The sequence below is a fragment of the Streptomyces sp. NPDC005794 genome (genome assembly GCF_042871445.1).
GTDB lineage: Bacteria > Actinomycetota > Actinomycetes > Streptomycetales > Streptomycetaceae > Streptomyces.
Window position 1 is genome coordinate 17355 of the sequence record NZ_JBIAIN010000030.1, and the last position, 21742, is coordinate 39096.

Below are 21742 nucleotides of genomic sequence, written 5' to 3' on the forward strand. Positions count from 1 at the left end.
ACCCGCTCCTAGCGCTTCTTGTTCGTCTTGCGGCGGCGGACGATGTACTTGCTCGATGCCTTCTTCGGCGAGCGAGTACGACCCTCCTTCTGACCCCACGGCGAGACCGGGTGACGTCCACCGGAGGTCTTGCCTTCACCACCACCGTGCGGGTGGTCAACCGGGTTCATCGCGACACCGCGGACGGTCGGGCGGACGCCCTTCCAGCGCATGCGGCCGGCCTTGCCCCAGTTGATGTTCGACTGCTCGGCGTTGCCGACCTCACCGATCGTGGCGCGGCAGCGGGCGTCGACCAGCCGGATCTCTCCGGAAGGCATACGAAGGTGGGCCATCGTGCCCTCCTTCGCCAGCAGCTGCACGGAGGCACCCGCGGAACGGGCGAACTTCGCGCCGCCGCCGGGCCGCAGCTCGATGGCGTGGATGGTCGTACCGACCGGGATGTTGCGCAGCGCCAGGTTGTTGCCCGGCTTGATGTCGGCGCCCGGACCGTTCTCGACGCGGTCACCCTGCGACAGACCACGGGGGGCGACGATGTAACGCTTCTCGCCGTCCGCGTAGTGCAGCAGCGCGATGCGCGCGGTGCGGTTCGGGTCGTACTCGATGTGCGCGACCTTGGCCGGCACGCCGTCCTTGTCGTGACGACGGAAGTCGATCACGCGGTAGGCGCGCTTGTGGCCACCACCCTGGTGGCGAACGGTCACACGACCGGCGTTGTTACGGCCGCCCTTGCTGTGCAGGGGGCGGACCAGCGACTTCTCCGGCGTGGACCGCGTGATCTCGACAAAGTCGGCGACGCTGGAGCCACGACGGCCCGGGGTCGTCGGCTTGTACTTGCGGATACCCATTTCTCAGTCCTCGTCCGATTCCGGACGACTCGACCTCCGTCAGGAGGTCGGGCCGCCGAAGATGTCGATACGGTCGCCCTCGGCGAGGGTCACGATGGCGCGCTTCGTGTCGGCGCGCTTGCCGAAACCGGTCTTGGTGCGCTTGCGCTTACCCTGCCGGTTGATCGTGTTGACCCCGGTGACCTTGACCGAGAAGACCGCTTCCACGGCCTGCTTGATCTGGGTCTTGTTGGAGCCGGGCGCGACGATGAACGTGTACTTGTTCTCGTCGAGCAGCGCGTAGCTCTTCTCGGACACGACCGGCTTGACGAGAACGTCGCGCGGGTCCGAGTAGGTCTTGCTCGTGATGGTCGAGCTGGTGACGGTCGCCTCACTCATCAGGCGGCGCTCCCTTCGGTCTCAGCGGTCTGGGGGCCAGACACGAAGGACTCGAAAGCGGCCTGGGTGAAGACCACGTCGTCAGAGACGATCACGTCGTACGTGTTCAGCTGGCCCGGCTCCAGGATGTGCACCTGGGGCAGGTTGCGCGCGGACAGCCACGCGGCCTCGTCGGCACGCTCGACGACCAGGAGCAGGTTGCTGCGCTCCGAGATCTTGCCGAGCAGCGTCTTGACGGCCTTGGTGGAGATCCCACTCTCGACCACGCCGGTGACGACGTGGATGCGGGAGTGACGCGCCCGGTCCGAGAGGGCACCGCGCAGGGCGGCGGCCTTCATCTTCTTCGGGGTGCGCTGCGAGTAGTCACGCGGCTGCGGGCCGTGGACGACGCCACCGCCGACGAACTGCGGCGCGCGGGTCGAACCCTGGCGGGCGCGGCCGGTGCCCTTCTGGCGGTACGGCTTGCGGCCACCACCACGGACTTCGCCACGGCGCTTGGTCTTGTGCGTGCCCTGACGGGCAGCTGCCAGCTGGGCGACGACGACCTGGTGGATCAGCGGAACGCTGGTCTTCGCGTCGAAGATCTCCGCGGGGAGCTCGACGGTACCGGCCTTGTCGCCTGCCGGCGAAAGGATGTCAATGGTGCTCATTACCTCAAGCCCCCTTGGCCGCGGTACGGACCAGGACGAGGCCGCCGTTCGGACCGGGGACCGCGCCCTTGATGAGCAGCAGACCCTTCTCCGCGTCGACCGCGTGGATGGTCAGGTTCTGGGTGGTGACGCGCTCGTTACCCATCCGACCGGCCATGCGCATGCCCTTGAAGACACGCCCAGGGGTGGCACAGCCACCGATCGAACCGGGGGAACGGTGCTTGCGCTGGACGCCGTGGCCGGCGCCGAGGCCCTTGAAGTTGTGACGCTTCATGACACCGGCGAAGCCCTTGCCCTTGCTCTTGCCCGTGACGTCAACCTTGACGCCGGACTCGAACACCTCGGCAGTGACCTCCTGGCCCAGCGTGTACTCGCTGGCGTCAGGGGTGCGGAGCTCCACCAGGTGGCGGCGCGGGGTCACGTCGGCCTTGGCGAAGTGGCCCTTGAGGGGCTTGTTCACCTTGCGCGGGTCGATCTCGCCGAAGGCGATCTGGACCGACTCGTAGCCGTCGCTGTCGTTCGTACGAACCTGCGTCACGACGCACGGACCGGCCTTGACGACGGTCACCGGGACAACCCGGTTGTTCTCGTCCCAGACCTGGGTCATGCCGAGCTTCTCGCCCAGGACGCCCTTGATGTTCTTGCTCATCTCGGCCCGTCCCCTCAGAGCTTGATCTCGATGTCGACGCCAGCCGGCAGGTCGAGGCGCATCAGCGAGTCAACCGTCTTCGGCGTGGGGTCGAGGATGTCGATGAGGCGCTTGTGCGTGCGCATCTCGAAGTGCTCGCGAGAGTCCTTGTACTTGTGCGGCGACTTGATGACGCAGTACACGTTCTTCTCAGTGGGCAGCGGCACCGGGCCCGCGACCGACGCACCAGTGCGCGTCACCGTCTCGACGATCTTCTTCGCCGAGGAGTCGATGACCTCGTGGTCGTAGGCCTTGAGCCGGATGCGGATCTTCTGTCCCGCCATGGCTACTAGTAGTCCTGTCTCTCAATAACGCTCTGGAACCCGGGGCTTCTAACAACTCCGTCTCCGACCCACGCGGTCGGGCGTGTCGCATCCCCTCTACGAAAATCTCCCGAAGGAAATCCCAACCAAGGGGGTGCGGGCCTGAGACCTCGCGGCCGGGGGCGGAACACCCACCGGGTGCCTGGTCTGCGCCCTGCTGAACTTCCCGAAAGATTCCCGTACGTCCGACCCGCATGGGGTCGACGAGTACTGTGGGACTCGCTTCCGGTCCTCCCGGCGGGAGGCGCGCAGCATTGACACTCAACCGAGCAACCTGGCTAGTGTGCCACACGGCTCAGGGGCCTGGCCAATCGGGCCGGGGATCTTACCCCCGACGAGGGAGCGGTCAAACACGGGCACGCTTCTGCAGTGGGCCTGTCCACTCTCCTTTACCCTCTGGGACGGAACGGGCGCGTCCTGTCGCATCAATGTCTCCGACCCACCTGTCTGCCACTTTTCCACCTTGAGGCTTCTCGCAGGGGTCAAGGGGACAAGAGCGGGAGTGCGATCGATGACGGACGTGGCCGTGGGGACAGAACGGGCCGGCTTCGACGCAGCCGAGGGCGGCGCCCCACCGGCGCACGGCCAGCTCGTCACTGTACGAAATCGTCCCTGGGTCGTCACCGAGGTCACACGCTCCACGGTCTCCGTCGAGGACGACGCCCGCGACGAGGAGCTCCGGGTGGTCTGGGAGCTGGAGCAGGGCGCGGTCGTCCATCAGCAGTACGAGCTGCCCTCCCCCACGGACGGCATGGACGGGCCGGAGCGCCTGGACGCCAGACCGCCCTCCAGGCCCCCTGCCGGTCCGGCGCCGAGATTCAGGACTACCAGCTCGCGCCCGTCGTGCGGGCCCGGTGGCGGGGCATGAGCTCCTGCATGACCAGGCCGGCCTCGATCGTCTTGCCGAGGCCGACGTCGTCCGCGATCAGCAGGTTCGTACGTCCTGCCGCACCTTCCGGAGTACCCGCGCCTTCGACCTGCTGGTCGTCGACGAGGTGCACACGTGCGCGCCCTCCGGCACCGGCAGGTACGCCGTCGATTCGCAGCGTACGAAGCCGGGCTCCACGTACCAGGCGCGAGGAAGAAGACCGTCCCCAAGCGGGTGCCCAAGCCCGAAGACGGCATCCAGGACGGGTCTTTCTGACAGCAGCGCGCCCCCGCTCAGACATCAGCCGAGGAGCAGGGGTGCGACTGCGTGCGGGATCAGCGCCTGGCGGCGTACGAGACGAAGCCCGTCCACGCCTCCGACGTGAAGGCGAGCTGCGGTCCCGGCAGGTTCTTCGAGTCGCGGACGTGCACCGCGCAGGACGCAGCCGCAATCTCGACGCAAGAGTCACCTTCACTGCTGCTGCTGTAGCTGCTCTTGAACCACTCCAGCTCAGAAGCGTCCCCGGCAGAGGTCTCGCGCATCATGTCTCTCCCAGCAGTTGCTCGATGAAGGCCATCGACTCCCGTGGCGCGAGAGCCTGGGCCCGGATCATCCCATAGCGCAGCTCAAGGATCCTCCGTGGACGTTGTGGTTGCTGTACAAGCCCATCTCGACCGCGCGCTCCTCCAGCTTCGCCAGCTCCCTGATCTTCTTCGGATACCGGACCTGCGCCACGTCCTCCTTCAGCAGGGCGATCTTCCCGCCCGCCCCCAGTGCCTCGTCCACCTTGTCCAGGAACTCCGGCCGAGGAATCCGCCGCCCGCCCTCCACTTTGTAGACCAGGTTCTCCCCGTACCCGATCGCGACCCCGAGCTCGCCGGCCCGCATCCCCGCCGCCTCCCGCCAGGCCTTGATCTGGCGTCCCACGCCGGCGACCACCGCGACGCCCGACTCGTCATCGGGATCGACATCCCAGCCGGGCTCGTCCGCCCCGCCGTCGCCGTTCCGCTCCGTACCGACCCCGTCCACACTCATCCGTGCCCCACTTCCGACGTGCGTACCGTTCTTCCTCAACCGCCTCTGCCCCCCGCACGTCACTCCGGACAGCCGGGACAACACTGGACAGACCCGGGACAATCACCGTACGCAAGGGCTCCGTCACTGGGCACTCCACGGATGGGTCACAGGCCGGACTTCCGACTACGCCTCACTGTCCACGCGGACACCGGCTGCGGATCGAGGTCACCGACGCCCGGGGTGACCGCCTGCCCGTCGCAACGGCCCCCGACCAGCACGCAGAGGGAGGGCACGGCCTGCTCATCGTCGAGGCCCTCGCCGACCGCTGGGGCGTCGTCCCGGGCCCCGTCCCGCGCAAAACGGTCTGGGCGGAGCTCGGCCTCGCACCGTGACCGGCTCCACCGGGTCGCGGGCACCCGCGACCTGGTCGACCGCGCCCCGGTGACCCGAGACGCGGCCACCCGCGACGTCTAAAGGCCTTAAAGAACTCGGGAAAGAAACCCGACCAAACCCCACCCCACCCCCGTTCTGACCTGCATCACTCGCATGGGTGACATATCGCAACAGGGCTGGATTTGGGGCGGGTTGGCTGACATATGCTCGCCGCGACAACCACAGACACGAGACGGCCCCAGCCGGGACTACGAATCCCGGCCGGGGCCTGACCACGAGGAAGAGAACGCTTCCCCATGGCTACCCCGCAGGTTATCGCGCCCCTGTGCGCCCAGCCCGGCTCGCCCGGCACCCAGCCCGACGTCACGCCGACATCCGGCGTCCTTCACGTCACCGTCCGCCACATCTCCGGCTTCACGGTCATCGGCAACCACCTCGCCCAGCACCGCGGCCTCTCCCTCACCGCGATCGGACTCGCCGCCCACATCCAGTCGCTGCCCGCCGGGGCCAAGGTCGGCATCAAGGTGCTCACCGCCCGCTTCCCGGAGAGCGAAGCCCGCGTCAGCGCCGCCCTGCACGAGCTGGAAGCCACCGGCTACCTCCACCGCAGCCGCGTACGCCTCCCCGACGGCCGCATGGTCACGCGCACGGTCTCGTACAACCAGCCCGGCTCCACCGCCCCCGCGCCACAACCCCGGCCCCGCCGCAGCGAGCCACCAGTCACGCTCGCCGTCCCGCCACCGCCCGCACCGCCCCGCGAGGCAGCGGCTCCGCCCCCGGCACCCGTCGAGGTGCCACCTCCGCCGCCGCCTGCCGCCCCGGAACTCCTACCTCCGGCCGCCCCCGCCTACGTACCGGCTCCCACGGCCTCGAGGAAACAGCCCGCGCCGCTCCCCCAACCCCACGCACCTACCGAGGAGCTCCACCGGGCCGCCACAGCGCTCCTCGCCGACCTCCGCCGCCATGCGCCCCAGCTGACCCTCGCCGAAGCGGACATCGAGGCGCTCGCCCCCGGTGTCGCCGCCTGGCTCGAACGCGACGCCCACCCGGACACCATCCGCCACGCCCTCACCAGCGACCTCCCGACCCCCGTCAAACACCCGGCGAAGTTCGTCCGCAGCCGCATCACCACGCTCCTGCCACCCCCACTCCCCGGCATCGCAGACCTCGCCTCGCCGCCCCGTCGCAAGGTCATCGTGATCCCGCTCCAGAACTGCGACACCTGCGACCGCGCCTTCCGCGCCACCCACCCCGGTCACTGCCGAGACTGCCGAATCGACGCACACCAAGACCTGCACACAGCCGCAGCCTGACAGCCACGGCCACCCTCACCCCGAACGGACCCACATGGTCAGCTCACCCCACGAAGCGATGCACCGCATCTTCCAGGAGTACCCCGGCCTCTTCTCCCGCGTATCCGAAGTCCTCGGCGTCAACATCCCGACGCCCACCTCAGCCACCGTCCTTGCCACCGACCTCACCGAGAACAGCCCCGTGGAACGCCGTGTCGACACTCTCCTGCGCATCGAAACGCAGGACGACGGCCCCTTCCTCCTCGCCATCGAGGCCCAGGGCAAGAAGGACCCCCGCAAGACCGCAAGCTGGCCCTACTACGTCAGCTATCTCCACAACAGATACGGCGCCCTGCCCGTCCTGCTCCTGGTCGTCTGCCAGGACCACGCCACCGCCCAGTGGGCCGCCCGCCCCATCACCATCGGCCTGCGCCAATGGCAGACCCTCACCCTCAACCCACTCGTCGCCGGCCCGCACAACATGCCCGTCATCAAGAACGTCGCCGAGGCCCGCAAGGACCTCGCACTCGCCACTCTCGCGGCCATCACACACGCCGACAATCCGGACGTCGATGCCATACTGAAAACGCTCTCCGCCGCACTACGCGACACACCGGAAAGCATCGCCGAACCCATCGCTGAACTGATCGCACAGGGCCTGGGCAACCGCCCGGCCGCACAACAGTGGAGGAACCTGGTGGCCGTGGACACGTCTTTCTACAAGTCCTTCATGTCCGAAGAAATCCGAGACGAAGGCCGAGCCCAAGGCCGAGCCGAAGGCCTCCTGCTGATCCTCGAAGCACGTGGCATCGCCGTAACCGACGAGCTCCGACAGAAGATCAGCACCTGCGCCGACCCCCAGCTCCTTCACCGATGGCTCCACCGCGCCACCACCGCCACCACCGCCGAAGAAGTCTTCGCCGAGGATCGCTGACCGGGCCCGAGTGGTTCCTCCACCGAGCCTGAGCCTGTCCACTCTCCGGGCGGCCAGGAACCCGGTGTTCGTCTCTGGGAAACTCCCGTCATGTCTGTACGTACCACTCAGGCGTGGTCCCTGCGCCCAGCCGCACCCGATGACATCGAGGCCATGGCCGAGATCCGGGCCGTCGTCATGCGCCCCGACCTGGAACGTCTCGGCCGGTACGACGAACACCGCGTCCGGCAGCGGCTGCGTGACGCCTACGCCCCCGAGCACACCTCCGTGGTGGAGGTCGACGGGGCCGTCGCGGGGTGCGTCGCCCTGCGCCCCTCCGGGGACGGCTGGTGCCTGGAGCACTTCTACCTCACCCCTGAGCTCCAGGGCAGAGGCATCGGCACCGCCGTCCTCACCCGGCTCCTGGCCCGCACCGACGCCGACGGCCTTCCGGTCCGCCTGAACGTCCTCCAGGGCAGCGCGGCCCGCAGGCTGTACGAGCGCCACGGGTTCGTCCTGGAGCGGGAGGACGCGGTGGACGTGTTCATGGTGCGGGCCCCGTAGATCCCGTAGATCCCCGCGGAGTCATGTACGCGTGACCGTTCCGCACGACCCGTCGGGCTGCCACTCGCTGCGGTCGTAGGGATCCACGTCGGGCCCGGCGGGGTCCGGGTCCGGGCTGTCGCTCGGGAAGGACGGATGCAGGAAGCCGTCGTTCACCTCGCAGGAGGTGTTACCGAAGTTCTGCCCGGAGTTCAGCACCGAGAGCTTGCCGCTCGTCGCCACGAACCGCTCCGGGTCGTGCAGCACCGTCGTCAGCCGTCGCCGGACAATCGTGCGCGCCACCTCGTCCCCACCGGTTCTCAGCAGCGGGTAGACGAAGGTGTAGTCGGCGTGCACCTCGACGGAGCCCGCCTTGCCCGCTTCGAAGGTCATCCGCCCGCGGGTCTTGACCACGTCTCCCAGCAGCCGCGCCTCGTCCGGGTCGAACCGGGTGAACGTCATCAACGGGTCCTGCTCCTGGGTCGGTTCGCTCAGCGCGCGCCGCGCGTCCTCCAGGACGTCCGCCTGGAGCGGATCGAGCAGTTCCAGCGCCCGGTCGGGCCGTTCTCCCCGCAGCGTCGCCGGGTCGAGGTTGGCCTCGACGAGGAATTGCCTGGTCGTGCGCAGGGCGTGCTCGACCTGGTCCTTGTCCATCCCCCCGACCGCCTCGGCCTCCGGGAGCTCGATCCCCTCCGGCCCGTCCGCCCAGCGGAGCGCGGGCGAGCCCCGGAACGGCTCGTCGCGCGTGGGCTCGTCCGGGCCCGGTCCGGCGGCGGGCGCACCGGTCGGCAGTGCCGTCTCCGCGGGCAGCGGCGCGGCGTCCACCGCGGTGTCGCCTCCGGGGAGGTGATCGGTCAGCAGGCTCGGCCGCATGGCGACCACGAGGGCCCCCACGACCGCGGCCGTCCCCAGGATCGCGGCGAGACGGCGCCGCTTCTGCCGCCGTCCGTCGCGCCCCTGCCCGACGGGCCGGGTACGCCAGCCGTCCGGCTGCCACGGTTCGGCCGGCCCGCTCGTCCTGCCCCAGCGCCGCCTGCCGCCCCGGGCCCGTGCGGCCTCCTCGTCCAGTGCGCGCAGCCGGTCGGTGACCATACGGGCACGGGCCGAGGGTTCCTTCGGCGCTCCGGCGGTCCCGCTCTCCGCCTGCCGGACGAACTCGGCCCACTCTTCGTCGGTGGGGGAGCCCGCGTCCCCGGGCCGTTCCGGACGGTCTTCCGACGGCGTGCCGTTCGTGCTCACTGCGCTGTCCGCTCCCCCGCTGATGCTGTGATCACCAGTTCATGACGTGATGCTCCGGTGGGCAAGGGACCGAGGGGATCTGTGACGCTCATGTGATCATGCAGTGGCAACCGGCCACCGGGCCGGCCGACAGCACGCCGCGCAGGGCGCGTTGCGTGCGCGTGACCGTCCTGGTTGACAGGTGACGGACGGATACATGTAATGAACGCGGTGCCGCGTGGCGCCGGCCACAGAGCAGTGGGCCGGCCGGCGATCGGGCGAGCACCCTTCAGTCAGGGGATCCGCCATGAGTTCGTACTCCGCGCCCTGTCCATGACGTAACGCAGCCGCACGTCGTCTCCCCTCGCGCTTCCGGCACACGCCCGCGTCCCGAGACCGTGCGGCCGTTCCTCCCTGCGTACGTCATCCCTGGCCATGCCCGCAGTCGCTGCGGTGCGCGCCCGCATCCACCGGAGACACACAGCCGTATGCCCACGTCATTCAATGAATCGGTCATCGAGGAGTTCCGCGCCAACGAGGGGAAGGTCGGCGGCCCGTTCGAAGGCGGGAACCTGCTCCTGCTGACGACCACCGGCGCCAGGTCCGGCGCCGAGCGGACCACCCCCCTCGGTTACGTCCGCCACGGCGAGACCCTCCTCCTCGTCGGGTCCAACCTCGGCGGCCCGAGCCACCCCGCCTGGTACCACAACCTGCTCGCCCACCCCGTGGTGCGGGTGGAGGTCGGCACCCGCACCTTCCAGGCCCTCGCGGTCCCCGCCGAGGGGGCCCGTCGCGAGGAACTGTTCGCGCACGCCGTGCGGGAGGCCCCCGGGTACGGCGACTACCAGGCCGGTACCACCCGCACCCTGCCGGTCGTGGTGCTGGAGCGGGCCGAGCCCGACGGGTGGGACGCTCCCCGCGAAGTCGTCACCCTCGCCGACAAGCTCATGGAGGTCCACACCTGGCTGCGCGGCCAGTTGCGTCAGGTGAAGTCGGAGGTCGACGCCCACTTCGCCGCACGCGCGGCGCACCAGGGGCCCGGCGAACCACCGGCGCCCGGTCTCGGCCTGCAGATCCGGCAGCGCTGCCTGGCGTTCTGCCAGGCCCTGGAGTTCCACCACACCAGCGAGGACGACCATCTGTTCCCCGGAATCGCCCGCTACCACCCCCACCTGACCGACACCTTCGACCGGCTGCGCGAGGAGCACCGCACCGTCGCACGCATCCAAGGCGAGCTGGTGACCCTGCTGGCCGGCATCGCCATCGCCGACCCGCAGCGCTTCCGCACCGAGCTGGACGCGATGTCGACGGAACTGAACGCGCACCTCGACTACGAGGAGGAGTCGGTCCTGCCCGTGCTGGCCGAGGTCCCCTGGCCGCCGGCTCCCCCCGCGCACCTGGCGGAGGACGGCACCGCCTGACCCACGCTCACGGGGCCGGTCGCCCGTCCCGTACGCCACACGGCGCACGGTCCGAGGCAACCGGCCCTCCCCGGTCTCCGTCTGTCCGTGCGGGACGGCCCGACCGGCCGGCCCCCGTCGAGCGACGGGTACGCAGCACGAGGCGGCAGGCCACCCGCTGCGGGGGAAGCGGATGGAGCACACGGCATGACGGATCGACCTCGCGCGCACCTGCACGCCCCGGACCCGCCGGCCACCGGCGCGCCCGTCCCACCCTCCGCACCGGCTGGTCCGCGGCGCCGCGCGGTCGTCGCCGCCCTCGCCGCCGGAACCGGCACCGCGGTCCTCGGCGCCTGCTCCGTCCCGGCACCCCGGCGCACGGATCCCGCGCCCGATCCAGCGCCCGGCCAACCCATCAGCACCGCGCGACGGGCCCTGCTGATGCAGATACTCGCCCACCCGGACGACGACCTGTACTTCATGAACCCGGACACCCGGCGCGCCCTCGACGCCGGGACCCCCCTGGTCTGCGTGTACCTCACGGCCGGCGAGGCCGACGGCGTCAACAGGATCCCCGGCGCACCCCGCCCCGCGCCGGACAAGGCCGCGTACTCCTCCGCCCGCCACCAGGGGCTGCGGCAGGCGTACGCCACCCTGCTCGGGCTGGACAGGTTCACCCCCTGGGAGGTGTCCGTCGCCGAGCTCGGCGACGGACACCGGGCCGAGGTCGACACCCTGACGGCCGGGACGCGCCGGGTCGAGCTGGTCTTCCTCAATACCGCCATGCACACCGGACGGCACCGGCTCGGACTGCCCAGCCTCTGGCAGGACCGTCGGCTCTCCCTGCGCACGGTCGTCGCCGACGACTCACCGCTGCGGCACGCCGGTGCGTACACGTACGACGAACTGATCGACGTCCTCGCCGGGCTCCTGGAGCGCTACCGGCCCACCGTCGTGCACACCCTGGACCCCGACCCGGACATCCAGCACAGCGCCGAGGCGGTCCGGCGCGCCGACAGCGAGCAGCACGGGTACTCCGATCACGCGGACCACACCGCCGCGGCGTGCTTCGGGTGGGCGGCGATGATCCGGTGGGTGGCCGGTGTCACGGCGGGTGGCGGGGACGTGCCCGGCTTCGTCACCACCGCGTTCCGCGGGTACTACAACCGGCACTGGCCCAAGAGCCTGCCGCCCGCCGTGTTGCGTGAGAAGGCCGCCCCGCTTGTCCCGTACGGCGGCTCACCCGGCTGGGAGTGCGGCAATCCGTCGGGATGCGGGGACTACAACGTGGGCGGCGACCGGCCACTGACCAACCGGAAGGGGTGGGTCCGATCCACCCGCCACCGCTATCCGGGCCCCCGGGCCGTCGTCGCCACGGAACCCGGCGGGCGACTCACCGCGTACGCGGTCGTGGGGCTCCGGGTGGTCCGGTGGCGGGAGACCGAGGCGGGCAGTGGCGTCTGGGGCCCACCGCGCGACCTCGGGGGCGGGCCGCTCGCACCCACGCTGGGGTCCGCCACCGCCTTCGACGGACGTCTGCTCCTCTTCGGCCTGAGGTTCACGGCGCTCGGCGGGCACGGCGCCGACAACGAGCGCGAGATCGTGCTGCTGGAGCAGGGCACCCCCGGCGGCGGCTTCCTCGCCTGGCGCGGTCTGGGAAACCCCTCCCCCGGGCGGGACGAGGGGCGGCACATCGGCGTACCGGTCGCCGTCGCGGCGCCGGACGGCCGGGTCCACCTCTTCGTACGCAACGCCGAGAAGGGGCTCAGCACCCGCGTTCGGGAGGGAGGCGGGGCCTGGGGCGGGTGGCGGGACACGGGCGGCGGGGAGATCCAGGACGGGCTCAGCGCCGTGGTGGACGGCGCCGGACGGGTCCACGTCCACGCGGCGGGCCACCACGCGGTGCACCACTGGACCCAGGACGCGCCGGGCGCCGCACTCACCGCCCGTACGCAGATCGACGCCGGCCCCGTGCCCGGTGACGCCCCCGCCGCACGGCCGGCGGCCGACGGATCCGTGGACCTGTTCTACCGGGCGGAGGCACGGGCCGTGACGACGGCCGTGCGGGGCGGGGTGGCCGAGGACCTCACCGGCTTCGACGGGTACGGGGAGCTGACCGCCACCGGCACCGCGCTGCTCGGCCGCACCGGTGAGGGTCTGATACAGCTCCTCTCCGGCACCCGGCGCTCCGTACGTGCGCAGGGGCCCGTCGCCCTGGACGGGCCCGCGCTGCACCTCGGCGCCGACGGACGCCCGGCGGTGGTGGGGCTGGGGCCGGACGCACTGCCGTGGACATGGCGCCCGTAACCAGAAGAGGGGCCCCGCCCCACCGCTCTCGCGGTGGGACGGGGCCCCTCCAGGTGCTCTGTGCGGAGCAACCAGGTCAGACAGTCAGGTGATTACTTGACGATCTTGGTGACCTGGCCGGCGCCCACGGTCCGGCCACCCTCACGGATGGCGAACTTCAGGCCCTCTTCCATGGCGACCGGCTGGATCAGCGCGACGTCCATGAGGGTGTTGTCACCCGGCATGACCATCTCGGTGCCCTCGGGAAGGGTCACCACGCCCGTCACGTCCGTGGTACGGAAGTAGAACTGCGGGCGGTAGTTGTTGAAGAAGGGGGTGTGACGGCCACCCTCGTCCTTCGACAGGATGTAGGCCTGGGCCTGGAACTCGGTGTGCGGCGTGACCGAACCCGGCTTGATGATGACCTGGCCGCGCTCGACGTCCTCGCGCTTGATGCCACGAAGCAGCAGACCGACGTTCTCACCGGCCTGGCCCTCGTCGAGCAGCTTGCGGAACATCTCGATGCCGGTGACCGTGGTGGTGGTCTTCTCCTGCTTGATGCCCACGATGTCAACGGTCTCGTTGACCTTCAGGACACCACGCTCGATGCGGCCGGTGACGACCGTACCGCGACCGGTGATCGTGAAGACGTCCTCGATCGGCATGAGGAACGGCTTCTCGACGTCACGCTCGGGCTGCGGGATGGACTCGTCGACGGCCTTCATCAGGTCGAGAACGGTCTTGCCCCACTCGGCGTCGCCCTCGAGGGCCTTGAGCGCCGACACCTTGACGACCGGAAGGTCGTCGCCCGGGAACTCGTACTCGGAGAGGAGCTCACGGACCTCGAGCTCGACGAGCTCCAGGATCTCCTCGTCGTCCACCATGTCGGCCTTGTTCAGCGCGACAACGATGTACGGCACGCCTACCTGGCGGGCCAGGAGCACGTGCTCCTTGGTCTGCGGCATCGGGCCGTCGGTGGCCGCGACCACGAGGATGGCGCCGTCCATCTGCGCCGCACCCGTGATCATGTTCTTGATGTAGTCGGCGTGACCCGGGCAGTCGACGTGCGCGTAGTGACGCGACTCCGTCTGGTACTCGACGTGCGCGATCGAGATCGTGATACCGCGCTGACGCTCCTCAGGAGCCTTGTCGATCTGGTCGAAGGCCGAGGCCTCGTTCAGGTCCGGGTACGCGTCGTGCAGCACCTTGGTAATGGCGGCCGTGAGGGTCGTCTTACCGTGGTCGATGTGACCGATGGTGCCGATGTTGACGTGCGGCTTAGTCCGCTCGAACTTTGCCTTCGCCACTGGGGTCCTCCTGAGTGGTTCTGTACGCCTTGCTTCATCGGCGCCAGGTGATCTTTGCTGGAATGCCGGTGCCGGGGGCATTCGCCACGCTGCTTACGCGCTGCGACGAATGCCCGACCGGGCTCCGGTGACAAGCCTAAAGCGTGTGCTCGGAAGAGTTACTCGCCCTTGGCCTTCGCGATGATCTCCTCGGCGACGTTCCGCGGAACCTCGGCGTAGGAGTCGAACTGCATCGAGTAGCTTGCGCGACCCGAGGTCTTGCTGCGGAGGTCTCCGACGTAGCCGAACATCTCCGAGAGGGGCACGAGGCCCTTCACGACGCGAGCGCCGCTGCGCTCCTCCATGGCCTGGATCTGGCCACGGCGGGAGTTGAGGTCGCCGATCACATCGCCCATGTAGTCCTCGGGCGTGGTGACCTCGACGGCCATCATCGGCTCGAGGAGCACGGGGGACGCCTTGCGGGCACCCTCCTTGAACGCCTGCGAACCGGCGATCTTGAAGGCGAGCTCCGAGGAGTCGACCTCGTGGTAACCACCGTCGAGAAGGGTGACGCGGACGCCGACCATCTCGTAACCGGCCAGGATGCCGAACTGCATGGCTTCCTGGGCACCCGCGTCCACCGAGGGAATGTACTCACGGGGGATGCGGCCACCGGTGACCTTGTTGACGAACTCGTAGGAGGCGTCGCCACCCTCGATGGGCTCGAGGGCGATCTGCACCTTCGCGAACTGGCCGGTACCACCAGTCTGCTTCTTGTGCGTGTAGTCGATGCGCTCGACGGTCTTGCGGATCGTCTCGCGGTACGCGACCTGGGGCTTGCCGACGTTCGCCTCGACGCGGAACTCGCGCTTCATGCGGTCGACGAGCACCTCGAGGTGAAGCTCGCCCATACCACCGATGATGGTCTGGCCGGTCTCCTCGTCGGAGTGCACCTGGAAGGAGGGGTCCTCCTCCGAGAGGCGCTGGATGGCGACACCCAGCTTCTCCTGGTCACCCTTGGACTTGGGCTCGATGGCGACCTGAATGACCGGCGCCGGGAAGTCCATGGACTCCAGGATCACCGGGTTCTTGTCGTCGGACAGCGTCTCACCCGTGGTGGTCTGCTTCAGGCCCATGACGGCGACGATGTCACCGGCGCCCACCGACGCGATCTCCTCACGCTTGTTCGCGTGCATGCGGTAGATCTTGCCGATGCGCTCCTTCTTGCCCTTGACCGAGTTCAGCACCGCGGTGCCGGCCTCGAGGCGACCGGAGTAGATCCGGACGAAGGTGAGCTTGCCCAGGTGCGGGTCGCTGGCGATCTTGAACGCGAGGCCGGAGAACGGCTCGTCGTCCGAAGGCCGGCGCTTGACGACCAGCTCCGGGTCCTTGACGTCGTGGCCTTCGATGGCCTCGACGTCCAGGGGGGAAGGCAGGTAGCGGACGACCGCGTCGAGCAGGGGCTGGACGCCCTTGTTCTTGAACGCCGTGCCACAGAAGACCGGGGTCACGGTGACGGAGTCGGCCGAGCCCTTCGACGCGAGGGTGATCCGACGGATCGCCTCGTGCAGCTGCTCCTCGGTGGGCTCGACGCCCTCGAGGTACAGCTCCATCATCTGGTCGTCGTTCTCCGCGACGGCCTCAAGGAGCTTGCCGCGCCATTCCTCGGCGGCCTCCTTGTGGGTGTCCGGGATCTCGACGGTGTCGTACATCTCACCCTTGGCGGCCTCTTCCGACCACACGAAGGCCTTCATCGACACGAGGTCGACGACGCCCTTGAAGTCGGCTTCGGCACCGATGGGGAGCTGCATGACGAGCGGAACCGCACCGAGGCGCTCGACGATCATGTCGACGCAGCGGTGGAACTCGGCGCCGGTGCGGTCGAGCTTGTTGACGAAGCAGATGCGCGGCACGCCGTAGCGGTCCGCCTGACGCCAGACGGTCTCGGACTGCGGCTCGACGCCGGCCACACCGTCGAACACGGTGACGGCACCGTCGAGGACGCGGAGCGAACGCTCCACCTCGACGGTGAAGTCGACGTGACCAGGGGTGTCGATGATGTTGATGGTGTGGTCAACATCATTGAGCGGCCAGTGACAGGTCGTCGCGGCGGACGTGATCGTGATGCCGCGCTCCTGCTCCTGCTCCATCCAGTCCATCGTGGCTGCGCCGTCGTGGACTTCACCGATCTTGTACGAAACGCCGGTGTAGAAGAGGATCCGCTCAGTGGTGGTCGTCTTGCCCGCGTCGATGTGGGCCATGATCCCGATGTTGCGGACCTTGGCCAGGTCAAGCGAAGTGGTGGCCATAAGGCTCAATCTTCTCTCGGTCTCGATGGGGTAAGCGACTACCAGCGGTAGTGCGCGAAGGCCTTGTTGGACTCGGCCATCTTGTGGGTGTCCTCGCGCTTCTTGACGGCAGCGCCAAGACCGTTGGAGGCGTCGAGCAGCTCGTTCATGAGGCGCTCGGTCATGGTCTTCTCGCGACGGGCGCGGGAGTAACCGACGACCCAGCGCAGAGCGAGGGTGGCGGCGCGACCGGGCTTGACCTCGATCGGCACCTGGTAGGTGGCGCCACCGACACGGCGGGACTTGACCTCGAGCGAGGGCTTGACGTTCTCAAGCGCGCGCTTCAGCGTGATGACCGGGTCAGCGCCGGTCTTCTCGCGGAGGCCTTCCATGGCGCCGTACACGATCCGCTCGGCGGTGGAACGCTTGCCGTCGAGCAGGATCTTGTTGATCAGCGAGGTGACAAGAGGAGAGCTGTAGACCGGGTCGATGATGACCGGGCGCTTCGGGGCGGGGCCCTTACGAGGCATTCTTACTTCTCCTTCTTGGCGCCGTAGCGGCTGCGGGCCTGCTTGCGGTTCTTGACACCCTGGGTGTCGAGCGAACCGCGGATGATCTTGTAACGAACACCCGGCAGGTCCTTCACACGGCCACCACGCACGAGCACGATGGAGTGCTCCTGCAGGTTGTGCCCCTCACCCGGGATGTAGGCCGTGACCTCGATACCGGAGGTCAGACGCACACGCGCGACCTTACGGAGCGCCGAGTTCGGCTTCTTCGGGGTGGTCGTGAACACACGCGTGCAGACGCCACGCCGCTGGGGCGAACCCTCGAGCGCGGGCGTCTTGTTCTTCTCGACCTTGTCCTGCCGGCCCTTCCGGACCAGCTGCTGGATCGTAGGCACTACTTCTCCGGTTTCTGTGTGCCGTTCGTGAAACTAACCTGGAACACTCGCCGACCCACGCGGTCGGGTGTGTCGAACACTGCACGCCCCCTGCCGGAAGGCAGGAAGAACGCAGATTGCGGTGGCCACTTACGGACTCGCCATGCGGTTGAGGACACGCACCCGAGCCCAGGCACACCCCAGGCACAAGGCTTGAGCGTACCTACCTCACGGAGCTGGGTCAAAACAAATGCCCGGTGCGCGCCCACGGGGGTGCGGGGGAAGCCGTCACGAAACCCTGCGGGCCAAAACCTTCTTTCTCCCGGCGGGCGACGCTCACTGCCAGTAGTTTGGCGTGCTCCGCCGCGTCGGCGGTCGGGCCGCCGCGTCTAGCGGGACGGCACGGGGCCGAGGACGGCCGTCCGCGCCGGGCGGGACAGTCAGCGCGTGAGGCGCAGGGGGGCACGATGACCATGCTGGAGCAGCCGGGAGGCCAAGGGCTGGATGACCGCGTCCCCTTTCTCGCCAGGCTGGAGCGGGAGGACCGCACGGCACTCCTCGCGCTCGGCAGCGTCCTCCGCTTCGGGACGAGGTCCGCGCTCATCCACCAGCAGGAGCCGTCCTCCCACGTCCTGCTGATCACCGAGGGCTGGACCAAGGTCACCGCCTCCGCGGCGAACGGCTACGAGGCGCTCCTGGCCCTGCGCGGCCCCGGCGACATCGTCGGCGAGTCGTCGGCCCTGACCGGCCGCGCGCGCTCGGCCACCGTCACCGCCCTGGAGCCGGTGAAGGCGGTGGCCGTGGAGCACGACCTCTTCAGGGACTACCTGTCCCGGTCCCCCGCCGCGTCCTTCACCCTGCTCGGGCTGACCTCCGACCGCACCCGGGCCGCCGACCGCCGGCGGCTGGAGTTCGCGTCGCTGACCGTGCGGGAGCGGTTCGCCGTACTGCTCCTCGATCTGGCCCGTACCCACGGCGTCCGCACCGAGGAAGGCATCGAGCTCACCGTTCCGCTGAGCAAGCAGGAGCTCGCCGGTTCCGTCGGGGCGTCCCGGGAGATGGTGCAGCGGCTGCTCAAGGATCTGCGTGCCCGGCAGGTGGTGTCGACCGGCCGGCGGACCCTGCTGATCCTGCGGCCGGACGTACTGCGCCGGATAGCCCGGGCCCAGGACCCCACGGGCTGACCCCGCGTGCACCGGCCCCGCCCCGGGCTTGTGTGCACACGGTCACACTTCCAGTGGGTCATCTGCCCTCACCGGTCCGGGCCCGGCGGGCCCAGGCTGCTGCCACGCGCAGATCACCGAGAGGCAGCCATGACCGATCCCGTGAGCCGCACCATCCTGCTGTTCGACATCGAGCGCTTCAGCGACCGCGACGACATCGAGCAGAACTACCTGCGACGCATGCTCTACGGCATCGCCGACCGCACGCTCACGGCGGCCGGGATCGGCGAGGACCGGCGGGTCCGCGCCGACCGGGGCGACGCGGTCATGGAGCTGATCGACGCGAACGCCTCGGTGACCGCGCTGTTGCGGGCACTGCTGACCGAGACCCCGGTACAGCTGCGCGGGGTCAACCGGATGGCGTCGAGCAGTGCCCAGATCCGGCTGCGGGCCGTCCTCGCCACGGGGTACGTCGCGATCGACGAGCGGGACGGCTGGGTGGGCTCCGATCTGAACCACGCCTGCCGGCTGCTGGACGGCGACGTGCTGCGGACCGCGCTGCGTGAGTGCACGGGCGATCTGGCGCTGTGCGTGTCCGAGGACGTGCACCGCGGGATCGTGCGGCACGGCCATCCCGGCATCGCGCCGGAAGAGTTCCGCCCCGTCACCGTGGCCGGCAAGAACGGCCCGATGAAGGCCTGGCTGCACGGCGCGGTGCCAGGGGCGGGAACGGCCGCGGCGGCGTACGGGGACGCCGCGGCCGGCACGGGGGACGCGGCGCACGGGGGCGCCGCGGGCGGGGCGCCGGAGGGGGCGGACGGGGGCTCCTCCGGCAACCCGGCGTCCGGGACTGCGGGCGGCGCCGTGTTCCACTTCCACGGCGGCGCTCCCTCCTTCGGCGGCAGCCTGGTCGGCCGTGACCTGCACGGGGTGAGCGGCGGGCACGTCGGCGGAGACGTCGTGCTCGGCAGTACCGGTGACAACCGCCCCAAGGATGTCCGGGGCGCCCGGCCCGCTGACGGATACCCCGACGGGGGTACGCACCGATGAGCCAGGAGCCGTCCGGCCACGGGCCCGAGCGCACCTCCGACATCCCCGGTGCCGCGTCCGGCGGTGCTCCCGACGGCCCCGGGGATCCGAAGCCCGGGGACAGCGCGCCCTCCTCCGCGCCCGACGCTCCGGAGGAGGATGCGGAACAGCCCCAGGACGCCTGGAGCGCACGCCGTGACCTCTACGCACACAGCCCCGGGATCATGGTCGGCGCGTCGGCGCGCTTCGAGGGCGGGCTGAGCGGCCGCGACCAGCACGGCGTCAGCGGCGGGCACGTCGGCGGTGACGTGATCATGGGCAGCAAGACCGAGATCTACCAGCTCGGGGTGTCCAGCGACACGCACACCTCCGGCCTGGTCCCGCAGGACAGCCTGGACCGGACGGCGGCCCTGTTCGTACCCGGAGGGGACGGGTCGGTGTTCGCAGGCCTCGTGGAGCGGCTGAGAGCGGAACGCGTCCTGGTGCTTTCCGGCCAGCACTTCACCGGCCGCCGCACCGCCGCCCTGATGCTCCTGAACCGGCTGGGCGCCACCCCCGTGCGCTCCCTCGACCGCGACACCACCCCCGCCGCGCTGGCCGGCCTGCTCGACGGCACCCGCGGCCACGTGCTCTGCGACCTCGCCCTCCGCCGCGACCAGCCCCTGCGCGACACGCACCTGCTGTCCCTGCGTGAGAGGCTCGTCGAGCAGGACGCCTACCTGGTGATCACCGTCGATCCGGCCGCGGCGCTGGAGGACGTATCCGTCGCGCACTGGCATCCCCCGCGGTCGCGTGCCGTCCTGGAGGCCCATCTGGCGGCGCTGCTGGACGATCCGGCCGCCCTCGGAGCGGATACCGCGGCGCTGCTGGAGCGCAGCTCCGTCAAGGAGTTCCTCGACCGCGGCCACCAGCTGCGCGAGGTGGCCGCCTTCGCCCGGCTGCTGGCCCGCGTCGCCCTCGGCCGGGCCGCCGGGGACGACCTGGAGCACTTCTCGCTCGCGGCGCTGGAGAGCCAGGTCGAGGAGTGGTTCGGCGATCCGTCGGCCTCCCTCTCCGACAAGGCGTTCCTCGTCTCGCTCGCCGCGTTCAACGAAGCCCCGTACGCCCTGACCGCCGAGCTGAGCGATGTCCTGTACACGCTGCTGCAGAAGACCGAGGACCCCTCCGAGCCGCCCCTCGTGCCTGTCTTCGGCAACGCGGCCGGCGGACGGCTGAACCGGGCGCGCGCCGAGCGGTACGAGGAGAACGAGGTGACCGAGTGGGGCCCGGTCGCCCAGCGCAAGGCCCGGTACCGCGACGACCGCGCCGCCCTCGTCCTGCTGCGTGAGGTGTGGACCGGCCACCCGTCCGCCCGCCCTGCCCTGGTGAGCTGGCTGGACAGACTCGCCGACGACGGACGCCCCCTCGTACGGACCCGCGCCGCCTCCACCGCGGCCGTGCTCGCCGCGTCGGACCTGCCGTCGGCGATGGCCCTCGTCATCACCCGCTGGGCCACGTCACGCCGCTACCGTCAGCGGCTCGTCGCGGTCAACGCGCTCACGCTGGCGCACTTCCTCGGAGCCCCCAACATCCCGCGCATCCTGGGACGTTGGTGCGCAGGCGACGACCGAAGAGAACGCTGGACGGCGATCCGCGCCTACGCCCTGATCGGCCCCGCCCATCCGACGGAGGCTCTGCACGCGCTGCGCTCCGCCGCGCGTACGTACTTCGCGGCGGGCGACGGACTCGGCGGCGACACCGACAGGCTCGCCGAGGAGATCGACGAACTCGCCTCCTCCGTGGCCCTGTTGCTGCTCTCCCCGGCAGGCGGGCAGGTGCTCGCCGAGATGGGAACCTGGCTGGGCGACGAACCGGCCCTGCGCGATCTCGCCCTTCGCGCCTTCCTGTACGCGTGTGCGCACCCCGAGGACGACGATCCGACCTCGCCCCCGGCCACGGCCCCGCTGCTGGAGTGGTACGCCCAGGCAGCCGCCGCGCGCGCCCCGCAGGCCCGGGACCTCGTGGGCCTGTGGACGGCCGCCCTGCGCGACCGCCACCACACGGACGGCGCCCTCGCTGTCCTGCGCACATGGACCTGGTCCGCGGACCGCTCCCCCCGCGCGGCGACGGCCCTGGCCGCCCTGCTGCCCGACCTCGTCGAGACCGAAACCGACCGCAGGCGGCTCGCCCACCTGCTGCGCACGATGCCCGCCGAGGACGGTGGTACGGCGCCGCCGCGGGTCGCGGGCCGTCTGCTGGCCGTCGTCGATCCGGGCTGAACCAGCCGCACCCGTCAAGGA

The 21742-nt window shown here is 70.0% G+C and carries 21 protein-coding genes and 1 pseudogene; 9 read left to right on the forward strand and 13 right to left on the reverse strand.

All coding sequences use genetic code 11. The annotated features are described in order from the left end of the window. Nucleotides 1-8: 8 nt before the first annotated feature. Genes rplB through rpsJ form a run of 5 tightly spaced genes read right to left on the reverse strand, consistent with a single transcriptional unit; the run spans nucleotide 9 to nucleotide 2845 of the window. Nucleotides 9-845: a 50S ribosomal protein L2 gene (gene rplB / locus ACFYQ5_RS33570; protein WP_099173848.1), complete on the reverse strand. Its 837-nt coding sequence runs from the start codon at nucleotides 843-845 to the stop codon at nucleotides 9-11. 39 nt (nucleotides 846-884) lie between these two features. Then, nucleotides 885-1223: a 50S ribosomal protein L23 gene (gene rplW / locus ACFYQ5_RS33575; RefSeq protein WP_031096361.1), complete on the reverse strand. Its 339-nt coding sequence runs from the start codon at nucleotides 1221-1223 to the stop codon at nucleotides 885-887. Next, nucleotides 1223-1873: a 50S ribosomal protein L4 gene (gene rplD, locus ACFYQ5_RS33580; RefSeq protein WP_389203105.1), complete on the reverse strand. Its 651-nt coding sequence runs from the start codon at nucleotides 1871-1873 to the stop codon at nucleotides 1223-1225. Before rplD ends, rplW begins: the two co-directional genes overlap by 1 nt. A gap of 4 nt (nucleotides 1874-1877) precedes the next feature. Then, nucleotides 1878-2522 (reverse strand): 50S ribosomal protein L3, encoded by a 645-nt coding sequence (rplC, locus tag ACFYQ5_RS33585; protein WP_014154591.1) that lies wholly within the window; start codon nucleotides 2520-2522, stop codon nucleotides 1878-1880. Between the two features lie 14 nt (nucleotides 2523-2536). Further along, nucleotides 2537-2845 (reverse strand): 30S ribosomal protein S10, encoded by a 309-nt coding sequence (rpsJ, locus tag ACFYQ5_RS33590; protein ID WP_003948644.1) that lies wholly within the window; start codon nucleotides 2843-2845, stop codon nucleotides 2537-2539. Between the two features lie 550 nt (nucleotides 2846-3395). Between rpsJ and ACFYQ5_RS33595 the strand changes: the two genes are divergently transcribed. Then, entirely contained in the window at nucleotides 3396-3752 is a 357-nt protein-coding gene (locus ACFYQ5_RS33595; protein WP_389203107.1) for a hypothetical protein, read from the forward strand. On the opposite strand, the gene ACFYQ5_RS33600 is transcribed toward ACFYQ5_RS33595, so the two are convergent. From ACFYQ5_RS33600 to ACFYQ5_RS33610, 3 genes and pseudogenes are all read right to left on the reverse strand, one after another. Further along, nucleotides 3709-3885 carry a hypothetical protein gene (locus tag ACFYQ5_RS33600; RefSeq protein WP_389203199.1) on the reverse strand — a complete coding sequence of 59 codons (177 nt, stop codon included), beginning with the start codon at nucleotides 3883-3885 and terminating at the stop codon, nucleotides 3709-3711. The genes ACFYQ5_RS33595 and ACFYQ5_RS33600 overlap by 44 nt on opposite strands. Before the next feature lie 202 nt (nucleotides 3886-4087). After that, on the reverse strand, nucleotides 4088-4297 hold the full coding sequence (locus ACFYQ5_RS33605; RefSeq protein ID WP_389203109.1) for a DUF397 domain-containing protein: 210 nt from the start codon (nucleotides 4295-4297) through the stop codon (nucleotides 4088-4090). A gap of 91 nt (nucleotides 4298-4388) precedes the next feature. Beyond that, nucleotides 4389-4787, reverse strand: a pseudogene (locus tag ACFYQ5_RS33610) (helix-turn-helix domain-containing protein); the annotation flags it as partial. Between the two features lie 671 nt (nucleotides 4788-5458). Here ACFYQ5_RS33610 and ACFYQ5_RS33615 point away from each other — a divergent pair. From ACFYQ5_RS33615 to ACFYQ5_RS33625, 3 genes are all read left to right on the forward strand, one after another. Further along, nucleotides 5459-6475 (forward strand): helix-turn-helix domain-containing protein, encoded by a 1017-nt coding sequence (locus ACFYQ5_RS33615; protein WP_389203110.1) that lies wholly within the window; start codon nucleotides 5459-5461, stop codon nucleotides 6473-6475. Between the two features lie 34 nt (nucleotides 6476-6509). Further along, nucleotides 6510-7388, forward strand: coding sequence for a hypothetical protein (locus ACFYQ5_RS33620; RefSeq protein WP_389203112.1), 879 nt, complete (start codon nucleotides 6510-6512; stop codon nucleotides 7386-7388). 90 nt (nucleotides 7389-7478) lie between these two features. Next, complete coding sequence (locus tag ACFYQ5_RS33625; RefSeq protein ID WP_389203114.1) at nucleotides 7479-7931, forward strand: GNAT family N-acetyltransferase; 453 nt, start codon at nucleotides 7479-7481, stop codon at nucleotides 7929-7931. 21 nt (nucleotides 7932-7952) lie between these two features. Here the strand turns inward: ACFYQ5_RS33625 and ACFYQ5_RS33630 are convergent, their stop codons facing one another. After that, nucleotides 7953-9149 carry a hypothetical protein gene (locus tag ACFYQ5_RS33630; RefSeq protein WP_389203115.1) on the reverse strand — a complete coding sequence of 399 codons (1197 nt, stop codon included), beginning with the start codon at nucleotides 9147-9149 and terminating at the stop codon, nucleotides 7953-7955. Between the two features lie 467 nt (nucleotides 9150-9616). On the opposite strand from ACFYQ5_RS33630, the gene ACFYQ5_RS33635 reads away from it, so the two are divergent. Then, complete coding sequence (locus ACFYQ5_RS33635; RefSeq protein ID WP_389203116.1) at nucleotides 9617-10549, forward strand: nitroreductase/quinone reductase family protein; 933 nt, start codon at nucleotides 9617-9619, stop codon at nucleotides 10547-10549. A gap of 186 nt (nucleotides 10550-10735) precedes the next feature. Further along, nucleotides 10736-12835 (forward strand): PIG-L family deacetylase, encoded by a 2100-nt coding sequence (locus ACFYQ5_RS33640; RefSeq protein ID WP_389203118.1) that lies wholly within the window; start codon nucleotides 10736-10738, stop codon nucleotides 12833-12835. A 92-nt stretch (nucleotides 12836-12927) separates the two neighbouring features. On the opposite strand, the gene tuf is transcribed toward ACFYQ5_RS33640, so the two are convergent. The 4 genes from tuf to rpsL form a co-directional block, all read right to left on the reverse strand. Beyond that, the gene (gene tuf / locus ACFYQ5_RS33645) at nucleotides 12928-14121 is read right to left on the reverse strand and encodes an elongation factor Tu (RefSeq protein ID WP_329231830.1); all 1194 of its coding nucleotides are present in this window, start codon (nucleotides 14119-14121) and stop codon (nucleotides 12928-12930) included. Nucleotides 14122-14279: 158 nt separating this feature from the next. Then, nucleotides 14280-16409, reverse strand: coding sequence for an elongation factor G (gene fusA / locus ACFYQ5_RS33650; RefSeq protein ID WP_389203121.1), 2130 nt, complete (start codon nucleotides 16407-16409; stop codon nucleotides 14280-14282). A 38-nt stretch (nucleotides 16410-16447) separates the two neighbouring features. Beyond that, entirely contained in the window at nucleotides 16448-16918 is a 471-nt protein-coding gene (gene rpsG / locus ACFYQ5_RS33655; RefSeq protein WP_018101248.1) for a 30S ribosomal protein S7, read from the reverse strand. Between the two features lie 2 nt (nucleotides 16919-16920). Next, entirely contained in the window at nucleotides 16921-17292 is a 372-nt protein-coding gene (gene rpsL / locus ACFYQ5_RS33660) for a 30S ribosomal protein S12 (protein WP_003948652.1), read from the reverse strand. Nucleotides 17293-17738: 446 nt separating this feature from the next. Here rpsL and ACFYQ5_RS33665 point away from each other — a divergent pair, with 446 nt between their 5' ends. From ACFYQ5_RS33665 to ACFYQ5_RS33675, 3 genes are all read left to right on the forward strand, one after another. Then, a complete protein-coding gene (locus ACFYQ5_RS33665; protein WP_389203123.1) occupies nucleotides 17739-18455 on the forward strand; it encodes a Crp/Fnr family transcriptional regulator in 717 nt (238 codons plus the stop codon). 129 nt (nucleotides 18456-18584) lie between these two features. Next, nucleotides 18585-19484 (forward strand): hypothetical protein, encoded by a 900-nt coding sequence (locus ACFYQ5_RS33670; RefSeq protein ID WP_389203125.1) that lies wholly within the window; start codon nucleotides 18585-18587, stop codon nucleotides 19482-19484. Beyond that, nucleotides 19481-21721 carry a hypothetical protein gene (locus ACFYQ5_RS33675; RefSeq protein WP_389203126.1) on the forward strand — a complete coding sequence of 747 codons (2241 nt, stop codon included), beginning with the start codon at nucleotides 19481-19483 and terminating at the stop codon, nucleotides 21719-21721. The genes ACFYQ5_RS33670 and ACFYQ5_RS33675 overlap by 4 nt, the downstream gene beginning before the upstream one ends. The last annotated feature ends 21 nt before the right edge of the window (nucleotides 21722-21742 follow it).

Bases quoted from the DNA above. Each gene is read 5' to 3' on its own strand.
- ACFYQ5_RS33620 (WP_389203112.1), top strand. From the start codon at position 6,510: ATGGTCAGCTCACCCCACGAAGCGATGCACCGCATCTTCCAGGAGTAC.
- ACFYQ5_RS33670 (WP_389203125.1), top strand. From the start codon at position 18,585: ATGACCGATCCCGTGAGCCGCACCATCCTGCTGTTCGACATCGAGCGC.
- ACFYQ5_RS33605 (WP_389203109.1), bottom strand. From the start codon at position 4,297: ATGATGCGCGAGACCTCTGCCGGGGACGCTTCTGAGCTGGAGTGGTTC.
- ACFYQ5_RS33635 (WP_389203116.1), top strand. From the start codon at position 9,617: ATGCCCACGTCATTCAATGAATCGGTCATCGAGGAGTTCCGCGCCAAC.
- ACFYQ5_RS33675 (WP_389203126.1), top strand. From the start codon at position 19,481: ATGAGCCAGGAGCCGTCCGGCCACGGGCCCGAGCGCACCTCCGACATC.
- ACFYQ5_RS33625 (WP_389203114.1), top strand. From the start codon at position 7,479: ATGTCTGTACGTACCACTCAGGCGTGGTCCCTGCGCCCAGCCGCACCC.
- ACFYQ5_RS33665 (WP_389203123.1), top strand. From the start codon at position 17,739: ATGACCATGCTGGAGCAGCCGGGAGGCCAAGGGCTGGATGACCGCGTC.
- ACFYQ5_RS33640 (WP_389203118.1), top strand. From the start codon at position 10,736: ATGACGGATCGACCTCGCGCGCACCTGCACGCCCCGGACCCGCCGGCC.
- ACFYQ5_RS33615 (WP_389203110.1), top strand. From the start codon at position 5,459: ATGGCTACCCCGCAGGTTATCGCGCCCCTGTGCGCCCAGCCCGGCTCG.
- ACFYQ5_RS33595 (WP_389203107.1), top strand. From the start codon at position 3,396: ATGACGGACGTGGCCGTGGGGACAGAACGGGCCGGCTTCGACGCAGCC.
- rplW (WP_031096361.1), bottom strand. From the start codon at position 1,223: ATGAGTGAGGCGACCGTCACCAGCTCGACCATCACGAGCAAGACCTAC.
- rplD (WP_389203105.1), bottom strand. From the start codon at position 1,873: ATGAGCACCATTGACATCCTTTCGCCGGCAGGCGACAAGGCCGGTACC.
- rplB (WP_099173848.1), bottom strand. From the start codon at position 845: ATGGGTATCCGCAAGTACAAGCCGACGACCCCGGGCCGTCGTGGCTCC.
- fusA (WP_389203121.1), bottom strand. From the start codon at position 16,409: ATGGCCACCACTTCGCTTGACCTGGCCAAGGTCCGCAACATCGGGATC.
- rpsG (WP_018101248.1), bottom strand. From the start codon at position 16,918: ATGCCTCGTAAGGGCCCCGCCCCGAAGCGCCCGGTCATCATCGACCCG.
- rpsJ (WP_003948644.1), bottom strand. From the start codon at position 2,845: ATGGCGGGACAGAAGATCCGCATCCGGCTCAAGGCCTACGACCACGAG.
- rplC (WP_014154591.1), bottom strand. From the start codon at position 2,522: ATGAGCAAGAACATCAAGGGCGTCCTGGGCGAGAAGCTCGGCATGACC.